The sequence below is a fragment of the Pajaroellobacter abortibovis genome, from assembly GCF_001931505.1.
GTDB classification, from domain to species: domain Bacteria; phylum Myxococcota_A; class Polyangia; order Polyangiales; family Polyangiaceae; genus Pajaroellobacter; species Pajaroellobacter abortibovis.
The window spans coordinates 978929-1004963 of the sequence record NZ_CP016908.1 but is presented as its reverse complement, the minus strand read 5'-3'; the positions used below and the strand labels follow the sequence as shown (position 1 = coordinate 1004963).

The following is a 26035-nucleotide window of genomic DNA, read 5'->3' as shown; positions in this document are numbered from 1 at the left end:
AATATGAAGGAGGAAAGCGATATTTTAACTTTTTTAAAAAAGAAGGAACAGATCCTGGATTAAAGAAAGAGTTTTCTAAGGTCTTTAAACAATTTGCGATTTTTGTCTCTAAACAGGTTATTTCGAACTCTTTTGTAGAAATGTGTTCTTGTTCCAAGATAAACGATGAAAGATGAGGATGTATTTGTCAAATGGTTATTAAAACGCTGATCAAAAATTCATTAACTTATCATCGATTAGAAGGAAAAGGAATATTTGGAAGGTTGGAGGTGCTGTGTAAGAGAAAGCATGAAGAAGTTTAAAAGAAATCAAAAGTCTCTTTCTTTTTTAGTGTGCCGCTAGATGCGGGATTGAAGTGGTTATTAGAAAAGAGTGGGAGAGTGGTTTCTCACGCTGCTTGAGGGGAGGAGATCAAGGGCGCCTGGAAGGAGTGTTCCGCGAAGAGCGTGCTTATACGCATGGGTAATCGAGACAGGGACTAGATGGCCGATAGGGTCTCGATGTATGGGGAAGGGGATATGGACAAGTTCATTGCGATGACTCCGTCCATAAAAAAGTAGATCGGTCATCCTCTCTCCTTCGCGCTTTTGCAGATCAAGAGATCTATTTCTAGGGGGAGCAGAGGTAGGGCTGAGTCCTTCAATTAACACCTGGGTGGTAGAGCCCACGAGCGAGTTTAGATGATGTTGGCCTTGTTCTTCGATCAATTCCAGCAACCGGGTGAGCCGTTCAGATTTGATCGATTCAGGGACCTCACCCTTGAGACGGAGAGCAGGGGTAAGGCGACGAGGAGAAAATTTAAAACCGAACAGAGTGGTAAACTCTACTTCTTTGACAAGCGAGAGGGTCTGTCCAAAGTCTTCTTCTGTCTCTCCAGGGAAGCCTACGATGATGTCTGTCGAGAGGGTCATCCCTGAACGGGCATTTTTCAGGGCTTTTGCTCGCTCGATCAGTTCTTCGCGGTGGTACCGTCGAATCATTCTGCGCAGGACAGCATTGCTCCCGGACTGAACAGGCAGGTGGACATGGTGAGCGAGCACCTCCAATTCTGCGTGTGCTTGGATGAGCGACGGCGTCACATGGCGTGGATGGGGACTTGTATATCGGAGCCGCACAAGCTCCGGCGCTTCTTTTGCGATTAAGCGGAGGAGAGCTGGGAATTGGCTCTCATCGGGATCGGAAGAGAGAGGAGGAGGTAATGAGGGGTCTCGATAGCTATTGACAGTCTGTCCGAGAAGAACGATCTCTTTGGCTCCTGCTTCCATCCACCGGTGGATCTCTTCGAGAATCTCTCGGGCAGGTCGGTACCGCTCTGACCCTCTTGTATAAGGGACAATACAGAAGGAGCAGCGCTCATTGCATCCTTTCATGGTTGTTACAAAAGCGCTGACGGGAGCCATCCCTTTTTGAGGAATGGTGGTTAGAAAGGGGAGGTTCTGCTTGTCTCCGAGGACTGTTCTTGCTATAGGAGGGGCCCCTCCTTGTTGAGCGAGGAGGAGAGAGGGTAGCTCAGCAATGTTGTCTGGCCCGATGAGGAGATCGACATGACGAAGCTGCTGAAGAAGCCTTTCCCCTTCGGATTGGGCCATACAGCCGGTTACAGCGATCAGAAGCTCCGGGTTCTTTTTTTTTAGTGCAGCCAGTTTCCCTACAGCGCTTCGCAGTTTTTGCTCTGCCTTTTCGCGCACGCTGCAGGTATTAAAAATGATCAAATCGGCCTCTTCATCGGTTTGTGCTTGAGACCATCGATGAGATTGAAGGATTTCTTCCATGCGGTCTGAATCATAGACATTCATCTGACAACCAAGTGTGTGAATGATATAGTGCCCGCTATTGAGTTCGATTCTTTCTTGTTTCGTGTTCAGCATAGTGACTACAGTTAGAGAGTGATGTCCCCTGTTTCTTTCTACACATTACTTGATATTTATCAAAGGAGTATTCAATCCTTTGGCCCTCTCAAGCTTTTTGGAGTCAAGTGTCATACAACTTGGAAATGGATGACCTATGCAGAGTTTGCCACTTGTGTGGAGCGTATGCGGTCGGGGTTGCGTTCCCTCGGAGTAAAAATGGAGGATGCGGTTGCGATTATCTCGAATAATCATCCTGAGTGGGCCATTGCAGCCTATGCCAGCTATGGGCTGGGGGCTCGCTTTGTCCCCATGTATGAAGCGCAAGCGGAGCAAGAGTTGGAATATATCCTTCAGGATTGCCGTGCTCACGTTCTTTTTCTTGGTTCTACTGCACTTTTGAAAACGATCCGCGTGCTGATCCCTCGTCTACCGGATCTCAAGCATATTGTTCTTCTCGAGCATGATACATTGATCGGACATGTGAATGATGCGCGGTCAGCTCCTCATCAATACGAAGAAGTGTCCTCATGGGCTGGTCCGGTTCATCTGATCCTGTATTCCGATCTGTTGGAGTTAGGTCAAAAGGCTGGGGTGGATATTCCTGAAAAGGTAGACCCTGATGTCGTGGCAACTCTGATTTACACGAGCGGGACAACAGGCAATCCAAAAGGGGTGATGTTGACCCATCAAAACATCACGGCCAATGTGAATGCGGTCCGTCAGATGCTTCCTATGAGCTCTGAGGATTGTTCCTTAGCTTTTCTGCCATGGGCCCACTCTTTTGGTCAAACGGCAGAGTTGCATTCTCTTTTTTCGCTGGGTGCGAGTATTGCTATCGCAGGACCAAAAGAAAGGCTCCTTCAGGATTTGGAGGAGATTCAACCGACAGTCCTGTTCATCGTTCCGCGCCTTCTTAATAAAATGTATACTTCCGTTCAGGATAAAATCTCCTCGAAGTCTCCTCTGTTTCAACAAATGGTTCAACGCGCCCTGCAGAGCAGAGAGAAGCGCCGTAATGGCAATTCCATCAATTTGCTGGACCAGGTGGTTGAAGCGCTTATCGATCGCCTCCTGTTTTCTAAAATACGCGCGCGGTTTGGCCGTCGGATCCGATATGTGTTCTGCGGGGGGGCTACCCTCAATCAAGATATTGCCCGCTTCATGGAAAGTGTTGGAATCCCTATTTATGAAGGGTATGGGCTTACTGAAGCCTCTCCTGTTGTTTCTGTCAATTCTCCCTTGGGGTGTCAGCCTGGGTCAGTGGGGCGTCTGCTGCCAGGAGTCCGTGTGGTGATCGATCCCCAAGCGCTCTATGAGGAAGGGGTGTTTGAAAACAGTGTCTCCGTCCGATCCAACAATGTATACTTGGAAGGGGAAGTCATTGTCTATGGCCAGAATGTCATGAAGGGGTACGCTCTCCGCCCTGTAGAGACAGCCCAGGCATTGACAGGTGATGGTGGATTGCGGACGGGGGACAGAGGATACCTGGACAAAGATGGATTTCTGTTTGTTACAGGGAGAATCAAAGAGCAGTATAAATTGGAAAACGGCAAATACATTGTCCCGACTCTCTTAGAAGAAAAGCTCAAGCTATCTCGCTTTATTCTAAACGCTATGGTCTACGGTATCAATCGGCCCTACAATGTGGCCTTGATCGTCGTAGATGTGAATGCCGTTCTGACAGCGCTTAAAAGACAGGGTCTTTCCTGTACCGCATTTCCAGAGGAATTGCTCGAACATGTGGAACTTCGCTCTTTCCTACGAGAGGAAATCGACCGGTTATTCCATCGGTTTAAAAAATTCGAGTCCATTGTGGATTTTGCGCTTATTCGCGATGATTTCACCGTTGAAAATGGGATGCTAACCCCTAGTCAAAAGTTAAAGAGGCAGAAGATATGGGAAGTGTATCGGGAAAAAATAGAGAAGCTTTATGCTTCTCAGATTCCCCCCTTCCGCCTTGGCTTGACAAACTCTGAAAGAGGGGTGCGATGAAATTGCTGTTGATAGTGATGCGGTTGATTAGGTTGTGTGTTACTTCACAGGTTGTTCCTTGAGCGGCATCGCCATGATCAGGAGATTGATCATTGCATCGCGGGTGCAGCCCAGTTTATCTTCCGCAGAACAATTCTCTGAAATTCCTGAAATCGTTTTTAAAAAATCCATCCATGATCTCCCGTACAATTTCGAACCCGAAGTCATCGTACTTGCAGTTAAACCGAAACAGTTTAAGACAGGCCTGTCCGGTTGCGAGGCATATTTAAAAAAAGAGGTGGTGGTTTCCCTCCTGACTGGAGTTTCTCTGCAACCTCTGCGTGATCACTTGGGGGAACACCAGCCTGTTATCCGGCTAATGCCCAATCTTACGATACAGATAGGGGAGAGCGTCAATTTGATCTATTCCTCTCCTGATTAGGAGGCTCACTATTGATCATGGATGGAAGCCATATTCCGCGTCGCAGGCCCTCTCTTTTGGGTGAAGAAGAAAGAGGCCTTGGATCTGCCGACTCTTGTTTCTGACTTAGGCCCGGCTTACTTTTTCTTGTTGGCGGAGCTCCTGGCCCAGCAGGCAGTCAGTGTCGGGTTGGAAGAAGGGATCACCCGCGAACTAATTATCCAGGCCCTTGTCGGAAGCGCTGCGCTTGCAAGCAAACATAAACAATTCACTCATATGATCCAGCAGGTGGCCAGTCCTGGCGGTGTTACAGAGGCTGCCCTTAAAGCATTGGAACCAGCCGTATCTAAAACAATGCATGGGGCAATAGACGCTACTTTAAAAAGAGGAAAGAAATTGCATTTTTAAGAGTTTTTGATTTTTGAAAGGATAATGAAAGTAATGAATTTACTATCTCATTTTGTACATTCTATTCGATATTTTGTTGTCACATTGGTTCAAAAGTTCAAAAAAGGAATAAATATTGTAATTAAATATTAATAAACGAAGGAAGATCTTTATCTACATTCTTACCTTCATAAAGGGTATTGATACGCTGGAAAGAGACGGGAAAAAAGAGTATGTCTTTTTGTAAATCCTTAATTATTCTTGGAGATTGTATGTTTGATATAGATGCTCATACCGGTTACATTTCACCTTTATAAAAACAAAGATTTTCTTAGAAATACTTTGATTGTTCCAAAAGGTACTGGAGAAAAGAAAGAATGGAAATTTGTCTTTTTTGTCGAAGATCTGAGCGGCGTAATGGTTTTTTTTATTTGATTTTAAGCATCGTCAGCAAGTGATTGGTAATTCTTTTAATCCTAACGTAAATATAGAGGAAATTCGTGTTGAGATGATTCGATTAAATGATTAATTTCTTCTTTGGAGGAAAATATTAATTTTATTAAATTGGAAGAGGACCTTACTGTATTTATGATCGAAGTGTCTCAGTATTCTGAATCCATTCAGGACAGGAAATGTTTCTCCTTCTTAAACCAATTAAGATGTGATTTGTTTAATGTAAATCGGGAGAAAATTTCTTCTCACGATCAAATTTTAGAAGAGCCTAATATGGTTTACATTCATCCTTCTTTAGGGCTTAGGACGTTAAATGCGGAAGTTGGATCGTGAGGATCCTTGTTCAGGTAGGCACTCAGGCGATTTTGGCAGGGGACGGGACTTCCATGGAAAGCACGATGCTGGATCTCGTAGAGCAGATCGTAAGATTGTAATGTGCTGGTCACCAGGTGATCTTGGTCAGTTCGGGGGCGGTGGGGTGTGGGAGGAAGCTCACGCGCACTTTATTTTCTCGGGAGTATGGCTGTTCTGCGAGCATTTTCTCGGGAGTATGGCTGTTCTGCGAGCATGCCAAGATCCCTGTCATAGAGACAGGGGGCAGTGTGCATGCTCTATTTTGATTAGAGCGAAGATTTGAAGAAAGGGCTGCGCTGATTAAGAATGCCAAAACGCGGAGAGTGAGCGTTTGTAACGCTCTTGACACCCTGATAGTACATCAGCGTGGTTGGATGATGTATGCGCCGCGCCCCTGATGGCTAAACGTGTCGAGCTCTTTGCAGATTCTCTCAGTTTTGAGCGTCTGCATAGATATTATTCAGAGCCCTTGCTGTGTGCTGCGACTCCTCGGGAGTTGGGGAAAGAGTTTTTGGATTACAAGATGTCCATTAAAATCGTTTCCTCTCTCGAACTTAAATCTCTTAAATCAGGTCGATGTGACTGTCCTTCATGTGAATGCGTCGACAGCGTTTACGGATGGGGTGAATTTGGCATAGGGCTGAAGTCGGTATCAGCACGCAAAAACTGCATGCGCGTGTGCCGATGGGAATAGATGCCCTGAGCTACGAGTGGATTGTCTTTGGAAATGGACACTGCAGGGCTGTGTAGCCCAAGCCTTAACTATTATTTTTAAGAAAAAAAGTTGCACTTTTCTTAAAGAATTTATTAGGTCTATTTTGTTCTTCTAAGAAATGGACGCCAATCCAGTAAAGGGGCGGTCCGAGAAGAACAGTGGTACTCCACTGTCTTTTGGTTTCCTAGCGGATCTCCCGCAATTTGGAAGGGAACAGGGCGAGAAAAAGTGAAACGGACGGATTTGACAAACCAATCGTGAATGCCAGCGAGGGGGAAAGTACCCCGCCATAGATGAGGGAGGTGGAGCAAAGCCCGTACGGGTGATTGATTGTAGATACGTACATTCATTAGCCCTTTTATGCGGTTTGCGAAGGGATAGGCTCTAAAGTGATATCCTAATTCAGGACAAGTGGCAGCTCCAGCCACGCTGATAGGTCCTTCGTAGAGGATGCTCCCTTCCTTGATCCCTTTAAGAGGTATCATGCCTCCGTTTTTTTGAATAGTGTATACTTCGTTCCCCGTATTTTCCAGAATGCCGTGGGGTTGCTCAAACAAAACCACCTTGGGGAAGGTGCGGAACAGGGTGGCGCTCAGGTATCCAACAACGGTTTGTGAGAGGTGGCGAGAGAAGCCACGAGAGATGGCTAGTTGAGACTGGAAATCTTGTAAGATCTGAGCATCCCATCCAGAGCCTGCGAAATGGGTCAACTGACCGTTCCATTCGATCAAGCCGAATGGTTGAAAGAAGAGGGGAACAGTGATTTGAGAAAGGATAGAAAGGGCAACGCGAAGAGAGGGTGCTCCGGTCACATGTCCCCAGGCATTGCCTGTTCCTAATGGGATAATGCCGACGGGGGGGAGTGGATCTTCAGGGGGAGTCAAGTGATGCAGGACATTGAGGAGAGCGATGATCGAGCCATCCCCTCCCGCTGAAAAGATGCATGAACAGGGTGGAAGAGAGCAAATCCATTGCTCTATTTCTTCAGGATGATTGGTGAGGCAGACATGAGCGGCAGGGAGGGCTGCACGCAGTTGATCCGTGAACCGCTTCCCACCCCGTTTCGCATTCGCATTCACCAAGATGGCAAAACCAGCTCCAGCAGGTTTCTCTCTTTTTTGCTGTTCTTTAAGCTTCATGGATACGGGTGTTATTAGAGGAGGGGGGCTTCGATTCGTTGGCGCACTGCTTCTGCGAGTTGACGTGCGCTTTTCTTAGGAGCTTGGCTCCCGTAATCGAGTGGATTGATCGGCGGATGGATGGTGATATCTACCCCTATTCCACCTCTCGATCGGACATGTCGACGTGGGAGGATATCGCGCGTGCCTTGGAGCGTAATCGGCAGGATCGGGATCTTGGACTGCATAGCTAAATGAAACCCCCCTTGTTTAAAAGGGAGAAGAGAACCGTGATTGCGAGTCCCTTCTGGAGAAATCCAAACATGCACACCTCGCTCAAGCATCTGCTGGGCTATTTGAAGCGAGTCCAAAGCCTTTTTGCGATGTTGGCGATCGATCGCTATAAATCCTGCTCCACGCATGGCAGAACCAAAAAAGGGGATACGAAAAAGCTCTTTTTTAGCAAGCATTCGAAGACGGGGACCTACTGCATAGAACAAGAAAGGGATATCGTAATAAGATTCGTGATTGCTCATCACCAGGTAGACAGTCCGTGGTTGCATGTGTTCTCGCCCTCTGATCTCAACAGTAGCCTTACAGCGACTGACGACGCGATGGGACCACTGCCCGAGCCGTTGATTGCAGAGTTCTTGATCGACTTGATTCCGCATCCCTTCCCACGTGGTGGGCCAACAGATGGCAAAGGTCTCATAGACGTTTTGCAAGGTGATCCATAAATTTGGATTTGCTTGAGAGGATGGGATAGATGGAGAGAAGAGAGGCATAGGCAGTATTTATTAAAATCGCTGTCGACCTACAAGGGCTCGGTTCATGGTAATCGGATCTGCGAATTCAAGTTCTCCGCCGTGGGGCAAGCCGCTCGCGATGCGAGTGAGGGGGATTGCAAAAGGCTCTAACTCTTTTTTGAGGAAGAGGGCAGTTGCTTCTCCTTCTACACTGGGAGGAGTGGCGAGGATAATTTCTTGTACTGTTTTTTCTCGCAAGATGGAAAAGAGCTGGTTGAGATGCAGATGTTCAGGGCCGATTCCTTCCAAAGGGGAGAGCAAAGCGCCTAGAATAAAATAGCGTCCCCGCATCGAACCGGTGCGTTCAATGGCAAGCAGATCTTGCACACGAGCTACGATGCATAAGAGGGTAGGTTCTCGCTTTGGATCAAGGCAAATGGAGCAAAGTGTTTTTTTGCCTTCTTCTTTTTCAGTAATGTATCCACAACGTGGACAGGATCCCAGATAGGTGTGCAGTTCTATCAATTCTGTGCCGAGTTCTTGAGCGAGGCGACTATCCTTCATCAGAAGGTGCAAAGCATAGCGCTGAGCAGTCTTTTCTCCTATTCCTGGAAACCGGGTTAAGCATTTAATCAAGCGTTGCAGACGTGTGTTCATGCTTTTTCGAAAGCTTCAGCCGATTTCTTAAGGAAACGGATGGTGTGAATCTTAGCATCAAACTGCTTCTGGAGTTTTTGAATTAGTGGGTGCTTTTCGACTGCATGTCGCCTTTCTGTTTCTTCTTTCCGTTTTTGTTCTGCATCAAGAGAGGCGATTGATGGAGGTGGCGAAAGAGCTTCTTTTTTGATGGATTGAAGTTTGAACGGCACCGGGCATCCGAAATGAGATTCGATGCTCTGCTTCAATAAAGCGATGGCAGTTGGCTCGGACGCTTGACTCATAAACAGAGAGTTTTTTTTGAAGGCAATCTCGATCCGTTCCTTTGTAATGTGAAGGGGAGATGCGTGCTCATAAATTGCTGTAAGAAAAGGATTGATCTTGTGCATGCAAGATAGAATGGAGCGCCAACCGGAGAGTGCATCCTCTGCAAGTAGGGGATCGTCGGGCAGGGATAAGATGCTTTGGCTGGACGCTATTTCGGGAGGGATATCGTTGGAAGAATTTGGTTTCACTTCTGGATGATTGAAGGGGGAAGCAAGTCCGGGCAGCGGATCTATCCGCTTGGGTATGGATTCTGGAGAAGTGTAGGAAGAGGAGCAAGAAGAAGGAGAGGAGAGGGAAGAAGGGGGGGATGGTGGATTGGAGTGAAGCCGTTTCTCAAGTTCCGTCAGGCGTTGTATCAGGTTTTCTAGCGGGATAAGAGGGGGGCGTTTGGCTAATCGGACAAGGGCCATCTCGAGAGCGGCTTGAGGTTGGCCGCTTCGGACAATATCTTCAAAAGCATGTGAAAAGCCATGAAAAAGACGGGAGAGATCATCTAGATCAGCGCAGGCTACGAGAGTTGCTACTGCTTGTATCTCTTCATCTGGAAGATCGAGCAGATCTCTTTCGGATGGATTACATACTTTACTGACAACCAAGTTCCGGAAAGCTTGAAGGATATCTTTCGCCAGGTGGATTAGATCTACTCCTCGTTTCATTAAACAGGAGAGGATGTGGAGCACAGAAGCGGCATCCCCCTCTAGAGTCGCTTTGGTTAGAGCGTGAAGCGATTTGCGTTCGACGATTCCAAGAGCCTGGGCAACATGTTCTGCTGTAATGCGAACCACGTGCAGACTGTTCTCGCAGTCGCCCTCTTCTTCTTGTTGCAGCTTGCCAAATACTTCCCCTTCTCCAAAAGCGATTACTTGTTCTAAAAGACTGAGCGCGTCGCGCATCGATCCCACAGCCTCTTGCGCCAAGATGGCGATTGCAGCATCGTCCGCTTGCAGGTGTTCCTCTTTCAGAAGGTGGTGCAGTTGACTTGCGATCGTTCGAGTGGGAATCAACTTAAAATCGTGTCGCTGGCATCGGCTCAGGATCGTGAAGGGGATCTTGTGCGCCTCTGTCGTCGCAAAGATAAATTTTACGTGAGGAGGGGGTTCTTCTAAGGTTTTAAGCAACGCGTTCCACGCAGCAGTGGAAAGCATATGCGCCTCATCTACGATGTAAATTTTGAAGCGATCGCGAGCGGGTTGAAACGGGACCCCTTCTTGAAGCCTGCGCACTTCTTCCACTCCATTGTAACTTGCCCCATCGATTTCCTGTACATCGAGATCTGTTCCTTTTGCAATCTCTTGACAGGGGGGGCATGTCTGGCAAGGGCGTGTCACAGCTGCTTGGATATCTCCGTTCTCCCCTATGCAATTTAGACACCGAGCGAGCAGACGTGCGCTTGTTGTTTTTCCTATCCCTCGTACTCCTGTGAAAAGGAAAGCATGTGCAATTCGACCCCTCTGAATCGCGTGGGTAAGCGTCCGTACGACGGTATCTTGGCCGACGAGGTCTTCAAAACATTGAGGGCGGTATTTACGGGCAAGAACGAGATAGCTCACATTCACCACTGTTGGCTGAGGATTGAATCAAAGACGAGTCTCTTCTACAACTCTATCTTGCTCTATCGTTAAATAAAATCGGTGGGAAAAGGAATTCTGTTTATAGAAGGATGGAGAAAAAAGCATAGAGTGCTTTCTCCTTAGATACGTAAATGTTATTTGAACGAGGGAGGAGTGAAAAGCCGTTTCACTTCTGAGCCTCTCCCGATTAAGAGCATATCTGGTTTTTTACAGAAAAGACCTGTTTCAACGACGCCAGAGATATTGCTAAGAGCGCGGTCGAGTGCTGCGGGATTGATGATCTTTTTGATGGAGACATCGTAAATCAAATGGTTGGAATCTGTTAGCCAGGGGGCTCCGTCTTTCATCCTTAAGGTTACTTTTCCAAACATACGTAAGCGTTCGGCTGTCTGGGCGTGACCAAAAGTAAGCACTTCCACAGGCACGCTTGCCTTTTCTCCTAAATGAGGAGATAACTTGCGTTCTTCAATGATGATGATGGTGCGCTGAGAAGCGGTGTAAACAATTTTTTCTCGGGTATGGGCACCTCCGCCTCCCTTGATCATCGAATGACAAGTTTGACTGACTTCATCTGCACTGTCTACGGTGACTGCGATATTCCATGGTCCACTGTCCGGCAGGGTCGGGATCTTGAATTTCTCTGCGAGCTCTCGACTTGCCTGTGAAGTGGGGACACCTACAAAAGAACGCCCTTGCTGAATAAGCTGTCCTAGCGCTTCTATAAATAAAGCTGCGGTTGAGCCGGAACCCAATCCGATCGTCCCTTCTTTTGGGAGCTCTTTAAGGGCAGCCAATGCTACGGCGCGTTTGGTCTCTTGGTGGGTCATAGTGTTCCCTAGGCTTTCATTATGCCGAAAAGGCTAGAATAGCATCTTCTTGAATGATTTGGGAATGGAAAGAGAGTGGGCGAGGAGCGTGAGCAGAGCGTGAGGAGCATCTACGTGGACCCAATGGCCTGCATCTGCAAGTGTGTGACACTTTAGCCGTTCAGGATAATGCCGGGCGAGCGCATGAATGCGCGTCTGATCTTCTTCATCAAGAAGGGATTCCTTGCCTGCAATGACGAAATGGATGGAGAGATTGTTCGGTACATATTCCAGCACATGCCATAAATCGCACTGCGCGTAACTTTCAAGCAGCGCTTGGATGCCTTGGAGATTGAGCCCGAGCTGATAGGTCTTCTGCTCCGTTTGAATCAAGTTCCTTGCAAGCCATCGGGCTGTGGATTCACGAATCCCCTCTTGCTGTAAGGTTATCACGAAGTCCTCTCGAGTTGTAAAAGAAGTGTTGCGATTTTTTTCGAGAAGGGGAAGGATCGACTTGACCCCGCTTCTATCTACCTGTTGGGTGTTTCCAGGGCAAGAGTCGAGGATCCAGGCGAAATCGATGGGAATCTGAGCGTGGAAGTCTTGAATCCATTGAAGAATGACTTTACCTCCAAAACTATGTCCGATCATTCCTTGGATGGATTCTGGAAGGGTTTGTTGAAGGGCAGTGAGATCAGCGGCGGCTTGAGCCAACGTGTGAGGAGGTTGGAAACCTTGGGAATGTCCGTGTAAACGTAGATCAACAACGACCACTCCCCATTCAGGATAAAGCTGGGTGAGCCGTGTGGAGAAGCTTCGCCAATTGATCCCTGCTCCCAAAATTCCATGGAGAATCATAACCCATTGGTCAGGCATTTGGTTCGAAGAATGTTGAAGAGTATGGGCTATTATCGGCATTCGATCAAGAAGGCAGAAAAATTCTGCGACCCCAACGGGACTTGAACCCGTGTTACCGGCGTGAGAGGCCGATGTCCTAACCACTAGACGATGGGGCCAAAGATACTTACATGAAGCTGGGGGACAAGGATTCGAACCTTGATAGACGGAGCCAGAATCCGCCGTCCTGCCATTAGACGATCCCCCAATCCCTTACGGCTATACTTCTCTTATAAAAAGATACTGCCACATTTCTCTATAAGAAACACGACAATTAAAAATTAATTCCTACCCTTACCAAGTTATCAATGATTAAGCAACTTGTTAACAAAGATGAATGAAGGACATTATATCGAAAATACGATTTTCTTTAAAGCAGATTCTGGCTGTTTCCCTCTTGACGTTCTATTGTAGGGATTTAAATTATGTAGAATCAGACAGCTCTTTATTGCCACTTCACTTAACGCTTAGATTCAGTCAAGCTATGACATCTCATGCGCTTTTTGCGTTGTTTTGTTCTTGTCATTTGCTATTTTGTTTGGACTCACTTCAATAAATGGGGGATCCGTAAGACAACAAGCCATAGCTTATCCTTACCAAATAACATCTTTAGAGAAAGGGGAATCCAGGAATGAGCGCAAAGCAAATCACCTACAATCGCCATGCAAGAAGAGCTATTTTAAGGGGTGTGCAGTCTCTTGCAGAGGCTGTCAGAGTGACTTTAGGCCCCAAAGGACGTTGTGTGGTCATCGAGAAACCGTTTGGATCTCCTGAAATTACAAAAGATGGGGTTACTGTAGTAAAGCAGGTTGAGCTGGCAGATAAGTTCCAGAATATGGGTGCTCAGATGATCCGAGAAGTGGCTTCTAAGATTAACGAAAAAGCCGGCGATGGAACAACCACTGCGACAGTATTGGCGCATGCGATTTATGCGCAGGGCCTTATGCTTGTGGAAGCTGGTCATAATCCGGTGGATATTAAGTGCGGAATCGATGCAGCGGTAGCTGCTGTATTAGCAAATATGAAGAAGAATGCAGTCCCGACACGAGATAGAGAACACATTGCTCAAGTAGGTACAATCAGTGCAAACGGGGATCAAGCTATCGGAGAAATAATTGCCGATGCGATGGAGAAAGTAGGCAAGGAAGGGGTGGTTACTGTTGAAGAAGCGAGTGGTGTGGAGTCGTGGCTTGAGGTCGTTGAAGGGATGCAGTTTGATAGGGGATACGTATCTCCTTATTTTGTCACCAATGCTGAGAAAATGAGCGTGGAATTGGAAAGCCCTTTCATTTTGATCAGCGAGAAGAAAATGAGTGCAATGCAAGAGTTGATTCCTCTGCTTGAACAGGTGGTGAGTCAGCAGCGGCCTCTTCTGATCCTAGCGGAGGATGTGGAAGGGGAGGCATTGGCTACGCTCATCATTAATAAGTTGAGGGGACGGTTGCAGGTGGCCGTTGTGAAAGCGCCTGGTTTTGGAGAACGCCGTAAAGAAATTTTGAAAGATATTGCCATCCTTACAAAAGGGGAAGTGATTTCTGATGATCTTGGAATGAAGCTTGAGCACGCTTCTCTTCACCATTTAGGACAAGCTCGACGCGTCTGTATCGATAGAGACAATACGACTATCATTGGTGGTGCGGGCGATCCAAAGCAGCTCAAAGGACGTATTGAAGCTATCCGAAAGCAGATCGATACAACGACAAGCGAATATGATCGGGAAAAGCTTCAGGAGCGTCTTGCAAAGCTGACAGGTGGAGTTGCTGTCATTCGGGTAGGCTCACATACCGAGACGGAGATGAAAGAGAAAAAAGCGAGAATGGAAGACGCGCTTCATGCGACCCGCGCTGCCGTGGAGGAAGGGGTGGTCGTAGGAGGTGGAGTTGCTCTTCTGCGTGCCAGCAAGGCGCTTGATCCCGCCTCTTTTCCTGAAGAGCATCGAGATAGCGTTAGGATTGTGCAACGTGCGCTTGAAGAGCCACTGCGGCAAATTGCTGCAAATGCAGGTATGGATGGATCGGTTGTGGTGGATCATGTCTTGAGGAGAGAAGCTCCTATCGGTTTTAATGCTCAGACTGAAAAATATGAAGATATGGAAGCAGCTGGTATTATTGATCCTGTTAAAGTAGTGCGGCTATCGCTTGAGATTGCTGCTAGTGTGGCTGGGATGATGCTGACAACAGAGGCAGCAATTTCCGAACAACCAAAGAGACAGGGCATGGATATGGATGATGCGGGCATGGGGGGCATGGGCATGGGTGCTGGTGATTTTGATATCGATTGATCTCTCGACCTTTTAGATGGGGCAATGTTACAGGCTCTGCATCATTTCTACCATTAATGTGGGTAAACTCATTTCTAATATTTTATATGCTCCTTGCAATACTTCGTAATCATGTCCTTTTGCATCAATTTTGATAAAATTGGGAGCTGCTCTCCATGGATCGGTAGAAAAATGCTCATCCAATCGAATTACTCCAATAGTTTGTTCCTGTACAATGTCTCCAGAAAAAGCCTTCATTGGTATCTGAAGTCCTTGGAGTCATGTTAAAACAATGAACTTTCGTGTATTTGGCTGTCATGGTGGCGAAACTCCTCAGCATCGAACCAGCGCATTTGTGCTAGATGGTCGTCTGGCAATTGATGCAGGTTCTTTGACAAGTGGGATGGAGCTGGAAGAACAGTATGCTCTCGAGGCGTGCCTGATTAGCCATGCTCATCTCGATCATGTGCGGGACCTAGCTACCTTGGCTGATAACAGGCTGCAGGGGGATGCACCTCCTCTTCTTATTGCAGGTACACAAAAGACGCTGGCCACCTTGAAGGAGCATTTTTTTAATAACTGCCTTTGGCCTGATTTCTCTGTTCTTCCTGATCAGAACCGTCCTACCATTCAGTATTACCCGTTGATTCCTGAGGTCCCTGTACCGCTGGCAGGGTATTGGATCCGATCTGTGCTTGTAAGTCATACCATTGAATCCAGTGGATTTATTATTGATGGACCGACAGGGACCATCGCATATAGTGGAGATACAGGTCCTACAGAGCGATTTTGGCAGGTCCTCAATGAGATCCCTAATTTAAAAGCGCTTATCATGGAAGTCAGTTTTCCCAACCGCAAGCAGGAGCTTGCTTCCTTGAGTGGACATCACACGCCTTGTACGTTAAGTAAGGAATTACGAAAATATCACTCACCTCACCAACTACCTACTTTCTTATATCATCTTAAGCCTGCTTTTCAGCAGGAGATCGAAAAGGAATGTAACCAACTTCGTGGCCTTAATCTAGATGTCCTTTCCTTAGGAGACACCTTTTTATTTTGATACATTTTATGTTTTTCGAAGTTGAGCTGCAGAGGATGAAGGCAATGAACCGACAAAAGTATCTATGTCAGAATTAAAGCTATCTCATTCGAATTATGATAAAGATGGAGTTCGTTTAGAGGTTGTTCAAGAAGAAGAGAAGCTTCTTCAAGTTGTTAAGGAATCGATCCAAAGAGAGCAAGTTCGAAGCCGGGAAAGAGGAGGGCGGGCAGAGATGGATGGGAAACGCTTGCTTGAACTGAGAGATGAGATCGCTATGGCTAAGCCAGAAGATCTCCCTATGCTATTTGAGCAAATGCATCATCTCGCGGCGCTCCATATCCAGCGTGGGCGTGGAGTGAGTGGGAAGATCAACCTTTCTAGCCCTTATTTTGCTCACATACGGCTCGAAGAAAATGGAAGGAAGCGTGATATTTTAATTGGGGCTTGTTCTTATCTCAATACGCAGGCAGGTATCCGTATCGTCGACTGGCGGAATGCGCCTATCACCAAGATCTATTATTGTTATAAAGAAGGGGACGAATACGAGGAACAACTGGGGGATCGATTAGTGAATGGGATCGTTCTTGCACGCCGGAGTGTGTCTATTGTTGATGGCGTTCTTATCCGAGTTTCCTCAGAGCAAGGGATGTGGCTCCGCCAAGAAGATGGCACATGGCAGCGGAGCCAAAGGAAGTCTTCTCACCTACAGAGTTCTCGCAAAGAGAGAGGGGCATTCTGTCGTTCGTTGGTTGCAGAAACAGGTATGGCATTTCAGAAAGACAAGTACCTTTCTGAGTTGGCTTCTCAATTGGATCCGGAGCAGTTTGCTATTGTTTCTCAATTGGACCCCGCCTTTATAGCGATTCAAGGGGTTGCAGGAAGTGGCAAGACGACGGTGGGATTGCACAGGATGGCTTACTTGCATTATTTGAATCCCGAGCGATACCGTCCAGAGCGCATGATGGTTATTGTTCATCACAGTAGTTTGGTTCGTTATACCAGTCGGGTTTTACCTTCTTTAGGGGTAGTAGGGGTTCCGATTTTAACTTTTGCTCGGTTGAACAGCCGCTTGATTGCGTCTCATTTCCCAAAACTTGCATTGCGTCTCAATGGGGAGACCCCGCTTCTGGTTGCGCGTGTTAAAAGTCATCTGGTCATGCTAAGGACCATTCATAGGAAGGTCGAAGAGATCAGTCAGAAGATAGAAACCAAAATACAAGAGACAATTATGAAATGGCCTAAAGGGGCTGAGAACGCTCGTGCGGCTTGGAAATTAAGCCAACAAGGTGTTGCGAGTCTGGATGAGCGCTTGAGTCGGTTTGTACAATGGCTTAAAGGGGAGCGCGAATTCGATGATAATGCTTCTTTATCCTTGCTCCATCCAATTACCCGTGGTGCGCTCGAAAATAAAGTTGCGGAATTGCGTCCTCTCGTGCGGAGAGTTTCTGAAGTATGGGAAGAAATTTTGACCGATCGAACGCTGCTCGGTCATGCTTTCAGGGAGAGCGAATTCAGCCAAGCCCAATTGGATCAAGTCCATGAGTGGTGTGTGCGTCAATCTCGCATCCGTGCAGAAGGGGGGAGAGAGGGAGAAACCTCTTCGCTTGATCTTCAGGATCACGCTTTGCTGCTTCGCCTGTGGCAGATGTTAAGAGGGCCTTTGTTGGGTAAAGAATCGAAGCCCATTCGGCTAACGCATCTTTTTGTAGACGAAGTGCAGGATGCCAATCCTATTGCACTCCGTGTCTTGATCGATCTCTGCGATAAACGTCAATGTATTACGCTCGCCGGGGATGCAGCCCAGAGGATGGTAGCAGGGGAAGAGGAAGAAGGGTTTGACTGGTCTGCCTTACTTCAGGAACTCTCTTTCTCTCTTAAAACTGTCAAGCCACTTCAAGTAAGTTATCGCTGTACGGCTGAAGTTACCTCTTTTTCCAGACAAGTGTTAGGTCCATATGCTCATGAGGTAGAGCCTACCATTGTGCAACCTGGTCCTCCTGTAGAAGTATTTGGTTTTGATTCGGCAGGAGAAACCATTTCTTTTCTCGCAGATGCGCTCAAAGAGCTTTTTTCACATTCACCATATGCTCATATCGCATTAATAGCTAGATTTGAAGCCCAGGCGGATCTCTATTATGAGGGTCTTTTGCGTGCTGAGGTGCCTCTCTTGCGACGCATTAAAGACTTTGATTTTACTTGGGAGCCTGGTGTTGATGTTACAGATGTTTCTCAAACCAAGGGGCTTGAATTCGACGAAGTGATCCTGCTCGAAGTGAACCAGGCTAGTTATCCCGATTCGTATGCAGCACGCCGCGCCCTCTATATTGGTGCAACCCGTACTTCTTATCTTTTGTGGTGTATAACTGTGGGAGTTCCATCGCCGCTCATCCCGAAAGAATTCTTTTCGCCTGGCGCATTTTGAAGAGTTGAAGAGGGTATCTTCTACTTTTCTATTTAGTTTACATAATATACCTTATGCGATCTAAAAAAAAGCTTTTCCCTTTCCTCTTCTTCTCTTAACATACCTGGCATGATATTTTGTTTGGTGCGTGGCCTTATCCTGTCTTGTGTTTTTATTTTAAGCATCTCTCCCGTTGCTCGCAGCGAAGAACTGATCATTGAGAACCCAGGAGAACATCCGCATTACTTTTTAGAAGCAGAACCTCATGCTTTGATCCGGTTTGGTCAATCTCAATCTAGTAAATATGGGAGTGGCCTTGGCATCGGCTTTCGGGGGACCTTTAATCTGCTCGAAAACGGATTTGTGAGGAGGATCAACAACAACGTGGGTCTGGGAGTTGGCCTGGATTATTTGCCCGATGCGGATCGGTACATTTTTATTCCCATTGTCATGCACTGGAACTTCTGGCTCTCCACCCATTGGTCTTTGTTTGGAGAGCCAGGAATCCATTTAGCTGTGGGAGATGGTACATTTGCGGATTGGTTATTGCAGGTGGGAGGGCGCTACCACTTTAATGACCATATTACATTGGTCTTGCGCTTTGGTTATCCCGCCTTCTCTATCGGAGTCTCTTTCTTTTAAGGATATCTTGAGTCTTTGAATATAATTCTTCAATGTCTCATTTAATTTTTTCAACTTTCCCTTTAATGAAGTAAGCCCAACTAGTGATGCTTTAGCTCTAAACTCTAAAAACGTTCTTTTATACTCCTCACATGCTAGGCCTTAAAAAGCTAACCCGCGAACTTATTGATATTTAACTGCACGCTCTTGTCTTTTTGCATCAGGAAAAGAGGACTGAGCAGCCGCTTCTTGCTTTGCTCGCCATTCTGTTAGTTGCTTGGTGCGACGCTGCTTTTGTCGCCTACGAACATTGGAATTTTGAGGAGTTGACATAATTTCTTAATATAATGCAGAATTAGTGCTTTAAACAACTAAAATTCAGTAAATTTTCCATAACTTTTCTATTTTCTTCAAAAATAAGCTTAAAGCAGAATTTGATTTGTGAGTTCGATTGTCGAGCGTTCCAACTACCAGTAGCCTCGTAGAGGTGGTGTGTTTGGCTAACGCTTCCAGTACTTCAAAAATATGGGGAGGGGCTAAATGAAGATGATCTATCCACACCAAAAGTGGTCGCTGTTGTGACAAACGGCGAAGCACCTCACATGCTACATAAGTGTAGAAGCAATCATCTTGTGGCTGAATCTGGGTTTGGAAAGCGGTTGGAGTTAAAGGAGCTACTTCTCCTGAGGGGGTTGGTCGCAGCCATTCAACCAATGCTGCAATCCAATTTAAAGTTTCTCGATCTTGTGGTTGCACTTCCCACCGCGCTATCAGTGTTTGCTCCACAAGTGCTCGATCAGCACCATTGAGGTGAAAGTACGTGTTGACTGCTCTCACAAGTCCATCCGATACCCCGTGGGTCAGGTGAGAATCTTGCGTGTAATGAGCTCGCAGGGTTTCCATCCAACCTCGTTCGTAAACTTGTTCGCAGAGCCATTCTGCTAATCGACTCTCTTCCCCCTCCTTTTTTGCAGTGAGTAGGCTCATACAAGATCCAAATTCTCTTTTTTCTCTCACTTGCTCTGCGATCTTGAGAAGTTGGTCTTGTTTTCTCTTCTTTCCTACAAGAGGTGCTGGAAGTAGAGCCGAAAGAGAGGGGGAAACGAACTCATGCTCCTTTCTTTGGATCCTTTTTTTGTCTTTTGCGATCAAAACTTCGAAAGGGACTGCATCAGACGGCATCATCTGCTTCCATTCCTGACGGACATCAGCCGCGAATTGGAAGCGATGCCAGGGTTTTTTTGCAAGCATGCGCTTAACCAGCGGAATCACTTCATGAGGAACCTCCTTGGGTATCTCAAAAGATGGGATCGGTTCTCGTTTGTGAGCTCTTAAGACATTGTTGGCTTCCCCTTCAAATAGTTCTTTTCCTGTGAGGAGTCGATAGACAATGCAGCCTACGGCATAGATGTCTGTAGGTGGTCCTACAAGAGTAAACGAGCCACGAATTTGCTCAGGAGCTAACCAACCAACTGTGCCCCCACCTAGTGAAGGGAATAACGGAGTTGTCGATGTGTTCGATATAGGTTTTGATGAGCGAAGCCACGCAAGTCCCAAATCAAGCACGTAGGCTCGCAGTTTATCATTGTGAGATAGATCGAGCAAAATGTTGGAGGGCTTGAGATCAGCATGGATAATCCCTCGAGCATGAGCATGCGCAAGTCCTGCCAACACTTGGTCTACGAGCATCCAAATGGTCTTCCAAGAAAGAGTGGATGATATGATCCACTCGTAAACGCTTTTTCCTGGAATTACATCCATAACAATGAAAAAAGAGCCATCTTCAAGCTGGCCGAAGTCTAACGCGCGCACAAGCGTAGGATGATTGAGGAGGGCAAGAGCCTGAACTTCTTGCTCAAATCGGTTACGGATTAGCAGCTGTTCATATTTTGTTGTGCTATTTCGTTGGCTCTCTATCCGTTTGAGTGCTACATGTTTGTCTGTTTTTTCATCGTAACACAAATAGACTATTCCCATTCCACCTCGCCCTAACTCGTGGAGTACACGATAACGGCATGCAAGAAAAAATTTTTTCTTGCTCTTCAAGTGGATGCCTTTTTGTTTTTTATGGTTAGTTTGAACTTGCTTAATAATTACAACTTTCTGAAGGGTTTTGATTTAGGATGGTCGCTCGTAACCGGCTTGCTTACCTGGTTTCTAAACTCACAAGAGAATTAAACTGTTGGGGTCGAGAATGTGCTCGAATGTACCACGTGACTCCCCAACAAGTGGAGGCCCTTCAGGCCATTAGCGCATATAGAGCTCTTTCCACGTCTATGCTCGCCATGTACATAGGCATTGATCCCTCTACGGCTAGCCGTAACCTGGCTGGTCTTGAGCGGGCGGGATATGTGATGAGGAAAAAGGCAAAAAATGATGCGAGACAGACGGAAGTCTACCTCACTCCTCGGGGGACACGGATCATCTTGCGTTTCGAGGAAGGCTTCAGCAAGAAACTGCACATGGTATTTGCTCAATTCTCTGGTGAAGAACAACAACAAATACTCCAGAGTTTGGAACATCTCGTAGAGATACTCAGACCGAGAGATGAAAGGGCATCAATTGGGTGACGTCCCCTTCACTCTCCTTACTCTTTTGGTTTAAAGCTTTTTAAGAAAATGGTTGGTTTTAACCTTAGTTAGTATGTTTAGCTGTGGCTTGAAGCTGGGCTGCTCTCCGTTGATGAGTGACTTGACCACCTTTTCGACCAGCAATGCGAGCTTCTTCGCTTGTAAATTCATGTGCCGTGCCTGCTTTATGAGCAGCTTGTCCCCCTTTTTTAGCGATTTCGCTCACCAATTTTCGATCCATAGCAGCAAATCCACGTGGCTTTGAAACTTTGACGGACTTTATTCCTCTTGCCATCGAGGATGCTTTAGAGGCTTGGCGTCCTTGCCGATCTCCTGAGAGGTAGCTCACATTCTCTGGAAATTCCATTTTTACCATAGCATCTACTGTGTTCTCATATTCGTTCATGATGGCAGCTCCCCTTTTACCTGGCCAGTAGAAACTGGGTGCAGGATGATAATAGAAGGTGGGTTTGTGCCTTAGGCATTTACAAAGAGCTGGAAGAAAACCAGCTTTTTTAAATATACCCTACGATGAAGAGCTTAAAAGCTCTTTCACATTCCCTCCCTATCAAAATTAGTCTAATTCACGTTCAACCCATCATCATTAACCTATTTATTCAGGACGTCAACCCTTAAAATGAATCTTTCCCCTGCAGATTTCTTTTTGACTTTCTCTAAGGTGAATGTTCCCTTTGCAAGGAATTTTTGCAGGAACTGAGCTGGGCAAGATTACCTCAGACGCATTCTAGTTAAGAAATTTTCTCGCAATATGGCGTGCAGCATCGCATGAAGCGCGTACGATCTGCTCTTCTATTTCTGGAGCGGAAGCATCGTGATCCACCAAAATGCCACATTGGCCAGTTGCATCTATAAAAAATCCACCTGGCGTTCTCCCGATTTCGTCTGGAGAAAGACTAGCTGCTTGCACAGGTAAGGCTATCATTCGAGAGCCTACATGAACTTGTATATAACCTACTAATTGGCCTGGAACAATACGGATCGATTTCATTTCATTTCTTTATCTAGATCACTAATATTTAATACTCCTTCAATGTAAGGCCTGTGTTGGGTTGTGCAAGTCTTGCTTTCTGTTTGGTAGCTCAAATGGCTATATTGCTTTTCGCTTTCGCCATGTATGCTTCCTCGAAAATAAGGATGAAGAAATTCTTCTTCTTTCTTAGATTTATTTCTTAAGTCCATGCAGCAAAAGAAAGGAATTTTAGCATGCGTATTGGAATGATAGGGCTCGGAAAAATGGGTGCTAATATGGTGCGTAGGCTCTTAAATAAGGGCTATCAGGTGGTTGTGTACGATCAGCAGCCGAGCGCTATTCAACTATGTGAGAAAGAAGGGGCTATTGCTGCTACTTCTCTTCAGGATGTTGTTGCTCAGTTGACCCTTCCTCGTTGCGTTTGGGTGATGGTTCCAAGCGGAGAAGCTACGGAAAAGACCATTCATGACGTTTCTCTTTCTCTTTCTGCTTCGGATATCGTGATCGATGGAGGAAATTCTTATTTTCGCGATACGATCCGACGCGCTCGAGAGCTCTCATCACGAGGGATTCATTTACTGGATGCGGGTACCTCTGGGGGGATTTGTGGGCTTCAGAATGGATACTGCCTGATGGTTGGAGGAGAAGTTTCTGCGTATCAGCATTTAATCCCTATCTTTGCTGCTCTCGCCCCTTCGGAGGGTTTTGCTCATGTGGGACCAGCAGGAGCAGGCCATTTTGTCAAAATGGTTCATAACGGGATTGAATATGCGATGATGCAGGCCTATGCAGAAGGATTTGAAATCTTAAAAAAGAGCGAATTCGGTTTCGATCTGGAATCGATTGCGCATCTATGGAATCAAGGAAGCGTGATACGTTCTTGGTTGCTCGAGCTGGCCCATGCAGCCTTTGCCAAGGATCCTGAACTCCATCTGGTTAAAGGCTATGTTGAAGACTCAGGAGAGGGACGCTGGACAGTTCAAGAGGCCATTCATGAATCGGTTCCTGCACCTACCATTGCGAACGCTTTGTTTGCTCGATTTGCTTCTCGAGAGGAGGATGCATTTTCCTTGCGTCTCCTTGCTGCGCTGCGCAATGAATTCGGCGGGCATGCAGTGAAGAAAAATGAAAAAGGGGCCATTTGAACATGAATACGACAAAAAATCCTTTGTGCTGCGGTCTCTCTGAAGACCGAATAGCAGATACCTGCTCGATTGTTATTTTCGGTGCATCGGGTGATTTAACGCGAAGAAAACTGATGCCTGCTCTTTATAATCTTGCCGTTGAACAACTGCTCCCCTTTCGCTTTGCAGTGGTGGGTGTGGCTAGAAAGGAAAAAGAGTTATCCCTGTTTCGAGATGAGATGAAAGAGGGGATCTCACTATTTTCAAGGCGGAAGATCGAAGATGAAACATTATGGAGTGATTTCGAACAGGGGATCAGTTATGTGCAAGGTTCTTTTAATCAGAAAGAGACCTATACGCGATTGAAAGAACATCTCGAGCAGGTTGATCGACGGCGAGGAACAGAAGGGAACCGCTTATTCTATCTCGCGGTTCCTCCTTCCGAGTTGATGTCGATCGTGGTTCAGTTGCGTGAGGCTGGTCTTGTGCATCCTTGCGGTTTTTCGAATGGAGGAATGCCCTGGGCGCGGGTCGTTTTTGAGAAACCTTTTGGATACGATCTTGCGAGTGCACATCGCCTTAATGAGATTATCACGACTGCTTTTAAAGAAGATCAAGTCTACCGCATTGATCACTACCTTGGAAAAGAGACCGTTCAGAACCTTCTTGTATTTCGATTTGCGAACAGTCTTTTTGAACCTCTTTGGAATAGTCAACATGTCGATCATGTGCAGATCACTGTGGCTGAAGATATTGGCATTGAAGGTCGAGGAAAATTCTATGAGGAAACTGGGATCATTCGAGATGTGGTTCAAAACCATCTTCTCCAACTTCTCTGCTTGACAGCAATGGAGCCTCCTCTCTCCTTAGCTCCTGATGCTGTTCGCGATGAAAAGGTCAAAGTGCTTCGTTCTCTTCAACCTATTGAACGCTCGCAAGTTCCTCTTGCTATTGTCCGTGGGCAATATGGGCGTGGATTTGTTCGGGGGGATGAAGTAATCGCTTACCGTGAAGAAAAGGATGTCTCTTCCAATTCGCGTGTTGAAACCTTCATCGCGATGAAGGTTTGGATTAATAATTGGCGATGGAGCGGTGTTCCCTTTTATATTCGTGCGGGGAAGAGACTAGCGCGAAGGACAACTGAAATCGCCATTCAGTTTAAGAAGGTTCCTCACACTCTCTTTCGTGCGCCAGATGGGGGGATTGCTCCGAATGTGCTGTCGATGCGGATTCAACCTGATGAAGGGATCGCGCTTCGATTCATTTCAAAGGAACCGGGGCAGCATACGATCCTACGAGATGTAGCTATGGATTTCCGTTATGGGACAGCTTTCGGCTCCAATACGCCAGAAGCCTATGAGCGCCTTTTGCTCGATGCGATGCGGGGGGAAGCAACGCTGTTTACCCGCCGCGATGAAGTAGAAGAGCAATGGGCCTACATCAATCAAATCCTCGATGCGTGGATGCATGAGGCGGATGCACCGCCTCCCATTTATCCATCTGGGACGTGGGGCCCTGAGGCTTCACATGATTTGATTGCACGCGATGGACGGCGATGGAGGTGTCCTTAAATTCAATGATCGCTTTTCAATCCTTAAGCAAGCTGGTCGACCACCTTCAGAACGAACTGCATTTACTCTGGAAGACGCCGCCCGATTCTGGAGATAAGCGTCTTAAAACACGTGTGTGTACCATGAATTTGATTGTGGTTGCTTCTTCTTCTGAATGCATGCGTAGGTATCAGAAGATGATGGAAAAATTATTCCAAAGATGTCCTGCGCGTATTGTTATGCTGACTTTGGATCCGCTGTCTGATCAAAAAGGGGTCGAAGGGGAGGTCACTGCCATTTGTGATGCAGGTGGCTTAGGAGGAGAGAGCTTCTATTTAGAGCAGATCAAGATTATCATTAAGCTACAAGGGGATGAGCGAAATGGGAAAGAAGAGAATCAGCGGCTGTCAAGCGCGCTAGAGGCTCTACTCATTTCCGAAATGCCTACCACTCTCTTGTGGCTCTGTGATGTTGAAGAATGGAGCCCCTCCTCAGAACCTCTTGTGTACGCTCTTGCTCGTCTGGCGCAGCGAGTTGTTGTGAGCAGCCATTTGACTTCTCTTCAAGGGATTTCTTCTTTGATCCAATGGGCTAAGGCACGTTCATGTCCTGTTTCTGTGATTGATTTGGGGTGGAACGCGCTCTCTCCATGGCGAGAGATGTGTGCCCGTTTTTTCGAACCCTCTGCTCTCGATATCGAACAATTCAGGATCAGAGAACTTTCCCTGACGCAGGATTCTCCAGAGAGCGCTACGATAGATGCTGAATTGCTTCTCTTATTGGGATGGTTCGCTTCTCAATGGGGATGTGATTTGATATCTCGTTCGAGCTCTTCCTTCCTGCTGCGTCAGCAACATGGAGAAGAGATAAATGTGCATGTGAATCGATCGAATGAAAGGGGAGTTCTACACCCTCCTTTTCCACTTTCATGTTTTTCTTTCAAAGCAGAGGACCAATGGACTATGGCTCAAGGGAGGATCCTGCGCGTTTCAAATCAACAGGATGGAGCGCTTGGGGCTCGACTTGTCTGGCATCTTAAAGTTGGTTCTCATACAGAAAGAGAACAGTCCCTTCGACTGCGATCCAGTGAAGAGATCTATTGCTTAGAAAAAGCGCTTCATGGTCAATATTCTGATCCTCATTTGGTAATGGTATTGCATTGGCTTCAACATTCTTCTTTTCTATCTCTCCTCTATTAAGGTG

The 26035-nt window shown here is 46.6% G+C and carries 22 protein-coding genes, 2 tRNA genes and 2 pseudogenes; 12 read left to right on the top strand and 14 right to left on the bottom strand.

Annotation, left to right across the window (positions count from 1 at the left end):
• Window positions 1-362: 362 nt before the first annotated feature.
• A complete protein-coding gene (miaB, locus tag BCY86_RS05085; RefSeq protein WP_075276768.1) occupies window positions 363-1868 on the bottom strand; it encodes a tRNA (N6-isopentenyl adenosine(37)-C2)-methylthiotransferase MiaB in 1506 nt (501 codons plus the stop codon).
• 21 nt (window positions 1869-1889) lie between these two features.
• Between miaB and BCY86_RS05080 the strand changes: the two genes are divergently transcribed.
• From BCY86_RS05080 to BCY86_RS10765, 4 genes and pseudogenes are all read left to right on the top strand, one after another.
• Complete coding sequence (locus BCY86_RS05080) at window positions 1890-3842, top strand: AMP-dependent synthetase/ligase (RefSeq protein ID WP_075276767.1); 1953 nt, start codon at window positions 1890-1892, stop codon at window positions 3840-3842.
• A gap of 73 nt (window positions 3843-3915) precedes the next feature.
• A complete protein-coding gene (locus tag BCY86_RS05075) occupies window positions 3916-4263 on the top strand; it encodes a pyrroline-5-carboxylate reductase family protein (protein WP_075276766.1) in 348 nt (115 codons plus the stop codon).
• Between the two features lie 21 nt (window positions 4264-4284).
• Entirely contained in the window at window positions 4285-4650 is a 366-nt protein-coding gene (locus BCY86_RS05070) for a pyrroline-5-carboxylate reductase family protein (RefSeq protein ID WP_075276765.1), read from the top strand.
• 1355 nt (window positions 4651-6005) lie between these two features.
• Window positions 6006-6186: pseudogene (locus tag BCY86_RS10765) on the top strand (glutamate-5-semialdehyde dehydrogenase); the annotation flags it as partial.
• A gap of 63 nt (window positions 6187-6249) precedes the next feature.
• Here BCY86_RS10765 and BCY86_RS05050 read toward each other — a convergent pair.
• From BCY86_RS05050 to BCY86_RS05015, 8 genes are all read right to left on the bottom strand, one after another.
• Complete coding sequence (locus BCY86_RS05050; RefSeq protein WP_075276761.1) at window positions 6250-7290, bottom strand: diacylglycerol/lipid kinase family protein; 1041 nt, start codon at window positions 7288-7290, stop codon at window positions 6250-6252.
• Between the two features lie 14 nt (window positions 7291-7304).
• Entirely contained in the window at window positions 7305-8054 is a 750-nt protein-coding gene (locus tag BCY86_RS05045) for a lysophospholipid acyltransferase family protein (RefSeq protein WP_075276760.1), read from the bottom strand.
• Window positions 8055-8066: 12 nt separating this feature from the next.
• A complete protein-coding gene (gene recR, locus BCY86_RS05040; RefSeq protein WP_075276759.1) occupies window positions 8067-8672 on the bottom strand; it encodes a recombination mediator RecR in 606 nt (201 codons plus the stop codon).
• Window positions 8669-10549: a DNA polymerase III subunit gamma/tau gene (gene dnaX, locus BCY86_RS05035; RefSeq protein ID WP_083604336.1), complete on the bottom strand. Its 1881-nt coding sequence runs from the start codon at window positions 10547-10549 to the stop codon at window positions 8669-8671. Before dnaX ends, recR begins: the two co-directional genes overlap by 4 nt.
• A 155-nt stretch (window positions 10550-10704) precedes the next feature.
• A complete protein-coding gene (gene rpiA / locus BCY86_RS05030) occupies window positions 10705-11397 on the bottom strand; it encodes a ribose-5-phosphate isomerase RpiA (RefSeq protein WP_075276757.1) in 693 nt (230 codons plus the stop codon).
• A gap of 33 nt (window positions 11398-11430) precedes the next feature.
• The gene (locus tag BCY86_RS05025; protein ID WP_172824809.1) at window positions 11431-12252 is read right to left on the bottom strand and encodes an alpha/beta fold hydrolase; all 822 of its coding nucleotides are present in this window, start codon (window positions 12250-12252) and stop codon (window positions 11431-11433) included.
• 68 nt (window positions 12253-12320) lie between these two features.
• Window positions 12321-12392: transfer RNA gene (locus BCY86_RS05020), tRNA-Glu, on the bottom strand.
• Window positions 12393-12410: 18 nt separating this feature from the next.
• Window positions 12411-12481 (bottom strand) — tRNA-Gln (locus tag BCY86_RS05015).
• Between the two features lie 423 nt (window positions 12482-12904).
• Between BCY86_RS05015 and groL the strand changes: the two genes are divergently transcribed.
• Window positions 12905-14554: a chaperonin GroEL gene (gene groL / locus BCY86_RS05010; RefSeq protein ID WP_075276755.1), complete on the top strand. Its 1650-nt coding sequence runs from the start codon at window positions 12905-12907 to the stop codon at window positions 14552-14554.
• 27 nt (window positions 14555-14581) lie between these two features.
• Here groL and BCY86_RS05005 read toward each other — a convergent pair whose 3' ends face one another.
• Entirely contained in the window at window positions 14582-14791 is a 210-nt protein-coding gene (locus tag BCY86_RS05005) for an FkbM family methyltransferase (protein ID WP_075276754.1), read from the bottom strand.
• Between the two features lie 34 nt (window positions 14792-14825).
• Between BCY86_RS05005 and BCY86_RS05000 the strand changes: the two genes are divergently transcribed.
• The 3 genes from BCY86_RS05000 to BCY86_RS04990 all read left to right on the top strand — a co-directional run bounded on the left by BCY86_RS05000 (window position 14826) and on the right by BCY86_RS04990 (window position 18618).
• Complete coding sequence (locus tag BCY86_RS05000; protein ID WP_075276753.1) at window positions 14826-15593, top strand: MBL fold metallo-hydrolase; 768 nt, start codon at window positions 14826-14828, stop codon at window positions 15591-15593.
• A gap of 64 nt (window positions 15594-15657) precedes the next feature.
• On the top strand, window positions 15658-17997 hold the full coding sequence (locus BCY86_RS04995) for a UvrD-helicase domain-containing protein (RefSeq protein ID WP_075276752.1): 2340 nt from the start codon (window positions 15658-15660) through the stop codon (window positions 17995-17997).
• A gap of 108 nt (window positions 17998-18105) precedes the next feature.
• Window positions 18106-18618, top strand: a complete 513-nt coding sequence (locus tag BCY86_RS04990) for a hypothetical protein (protein WP_156865089.1) — start codon at window positions 18106-18108, stop codon at window positions 18616-18618.
• A 162-nt stretch (window positions 18619-18780) separates the two neighbouring features.
• Here BCY86_RS04990 and BCY86_RS09755 read toward each other — a convergent pair whose 3' ends face one another.
• Both BCY86_RS09755 and BCY86_RS04985 read right to left on the bottom strand, forming a co-directional pair.
• Complete coding sequence (locus BCY86_RS09755; protein WP_156865088.1) at window positions 18781-18930, bottom strand: hypothetical protein; 150 nt, start codon at window positions 18928-18930, stop codon at window positions 18781-18783.
• A gap of 45 nt (window positions 18931-18975) precedes the next feature.
• The gene (locus BCY86_RS04985) at window positions 18976-20643 is read right to left on the bottom strand and encodes a serine/threonine-protein kinase (RefSeq protein ID WP_075276750.1); all 1668 of its coding nucleotides are present in this window, start codon (window positions 20641-20643) and stop codon (window positions 18976-18978) included.
• A 77-nt stretch (window positions 20644-20720) separates the two neighbouring features.
• Here BCY86_RS04985 and BCY86_RS04980 point away from each other — a divergent pair, with 77 nt between their 5' ends.
• The gene (locus tag BCY86_RS04980) at window positions 20721-21167 is read left to right on the top strand and encodes a MarR family winged helix-turn-helix transcriptional regulator (protein WP_083604207.1); all 447 of its coding nucleotides are present in this window, start codon (window positions 20721-20723) and stop codon (window positions 21165-21167) included.
• Window positions 21168-21270: 103 nt separating this feature from the next.
• Here the strand turns inward: BCY86_RS04980 and BCY86_RS10760 are convergent.
• Window positions 21271-21462, bottom strand: a pseudogene (locus BCY86_RS10760) (KGG domain-containing protein); the annotation flags it as partial.
• A 450-nt stretch (window positions 21463-21912) separates the two neighbouring features.
• Window positions 21913-22176, bottom strand: coding sequence for a hypothetical protein (locus BCY86_RS04970; protein ID WP_075276748.1), 264 nt, complete (start codon window positions 22174-22176; stop codon window positions 21913-21915).
• A 215-nt stretch (window positions 22177-22391) separates the two neighbouring features.
• Between BCY86_RS04970 and gnd the strand changes: the two genes are divergently transcribed.
• The 3 genes from gnd to BCY86_RS04950 are packed head-to-tail and all read left to right on the top strand — an operon-like array spanning window position 22392 to window position 26031.
• On the top strand, window positions 22392-23303 hold the full coding sequence (gene gnd, locus BCY86_RS04960; protein ID WP_075276746.1) for a phosphogluconate dehydrogenase (NAD(+)-dependent, decarboxylating): 912 nt from the start codon (window positions 22392-22394) through the stop codon (window positions 23301-23303).
• A gap of 2 nt (window positions 23304-23305) precedes the next feature.
• The gene (gene zwf / locus BCY86_RS04955) at window positions 23306-24853 is read left to right on the top strand and encodes a glucose-6-phosphate dehydrogenase (protein ID WP_075276745.1); all 1548 of its coding nucleotides are present in this window, start codon (window positions 23306-23308) and stop codon (window positions 24851-24853) included.
• 5 nt (window positions 24854-24858) lie between these two features.
• The gene (locus tag BCY86_RS04950) at window positions 24859-26031 is read left to right on the top strand and encodes an OpcA/G6PD domain-containing protein (protein WP_172824808.1); all 1173 of its coding nucleotides are present in this window, start codon (window positions 24859-24861) and stop codon (window positions 26029-26031) included.
• The last annotated feature ends 4 nt before the right edge of the window (window positions 26032-26035 follow it).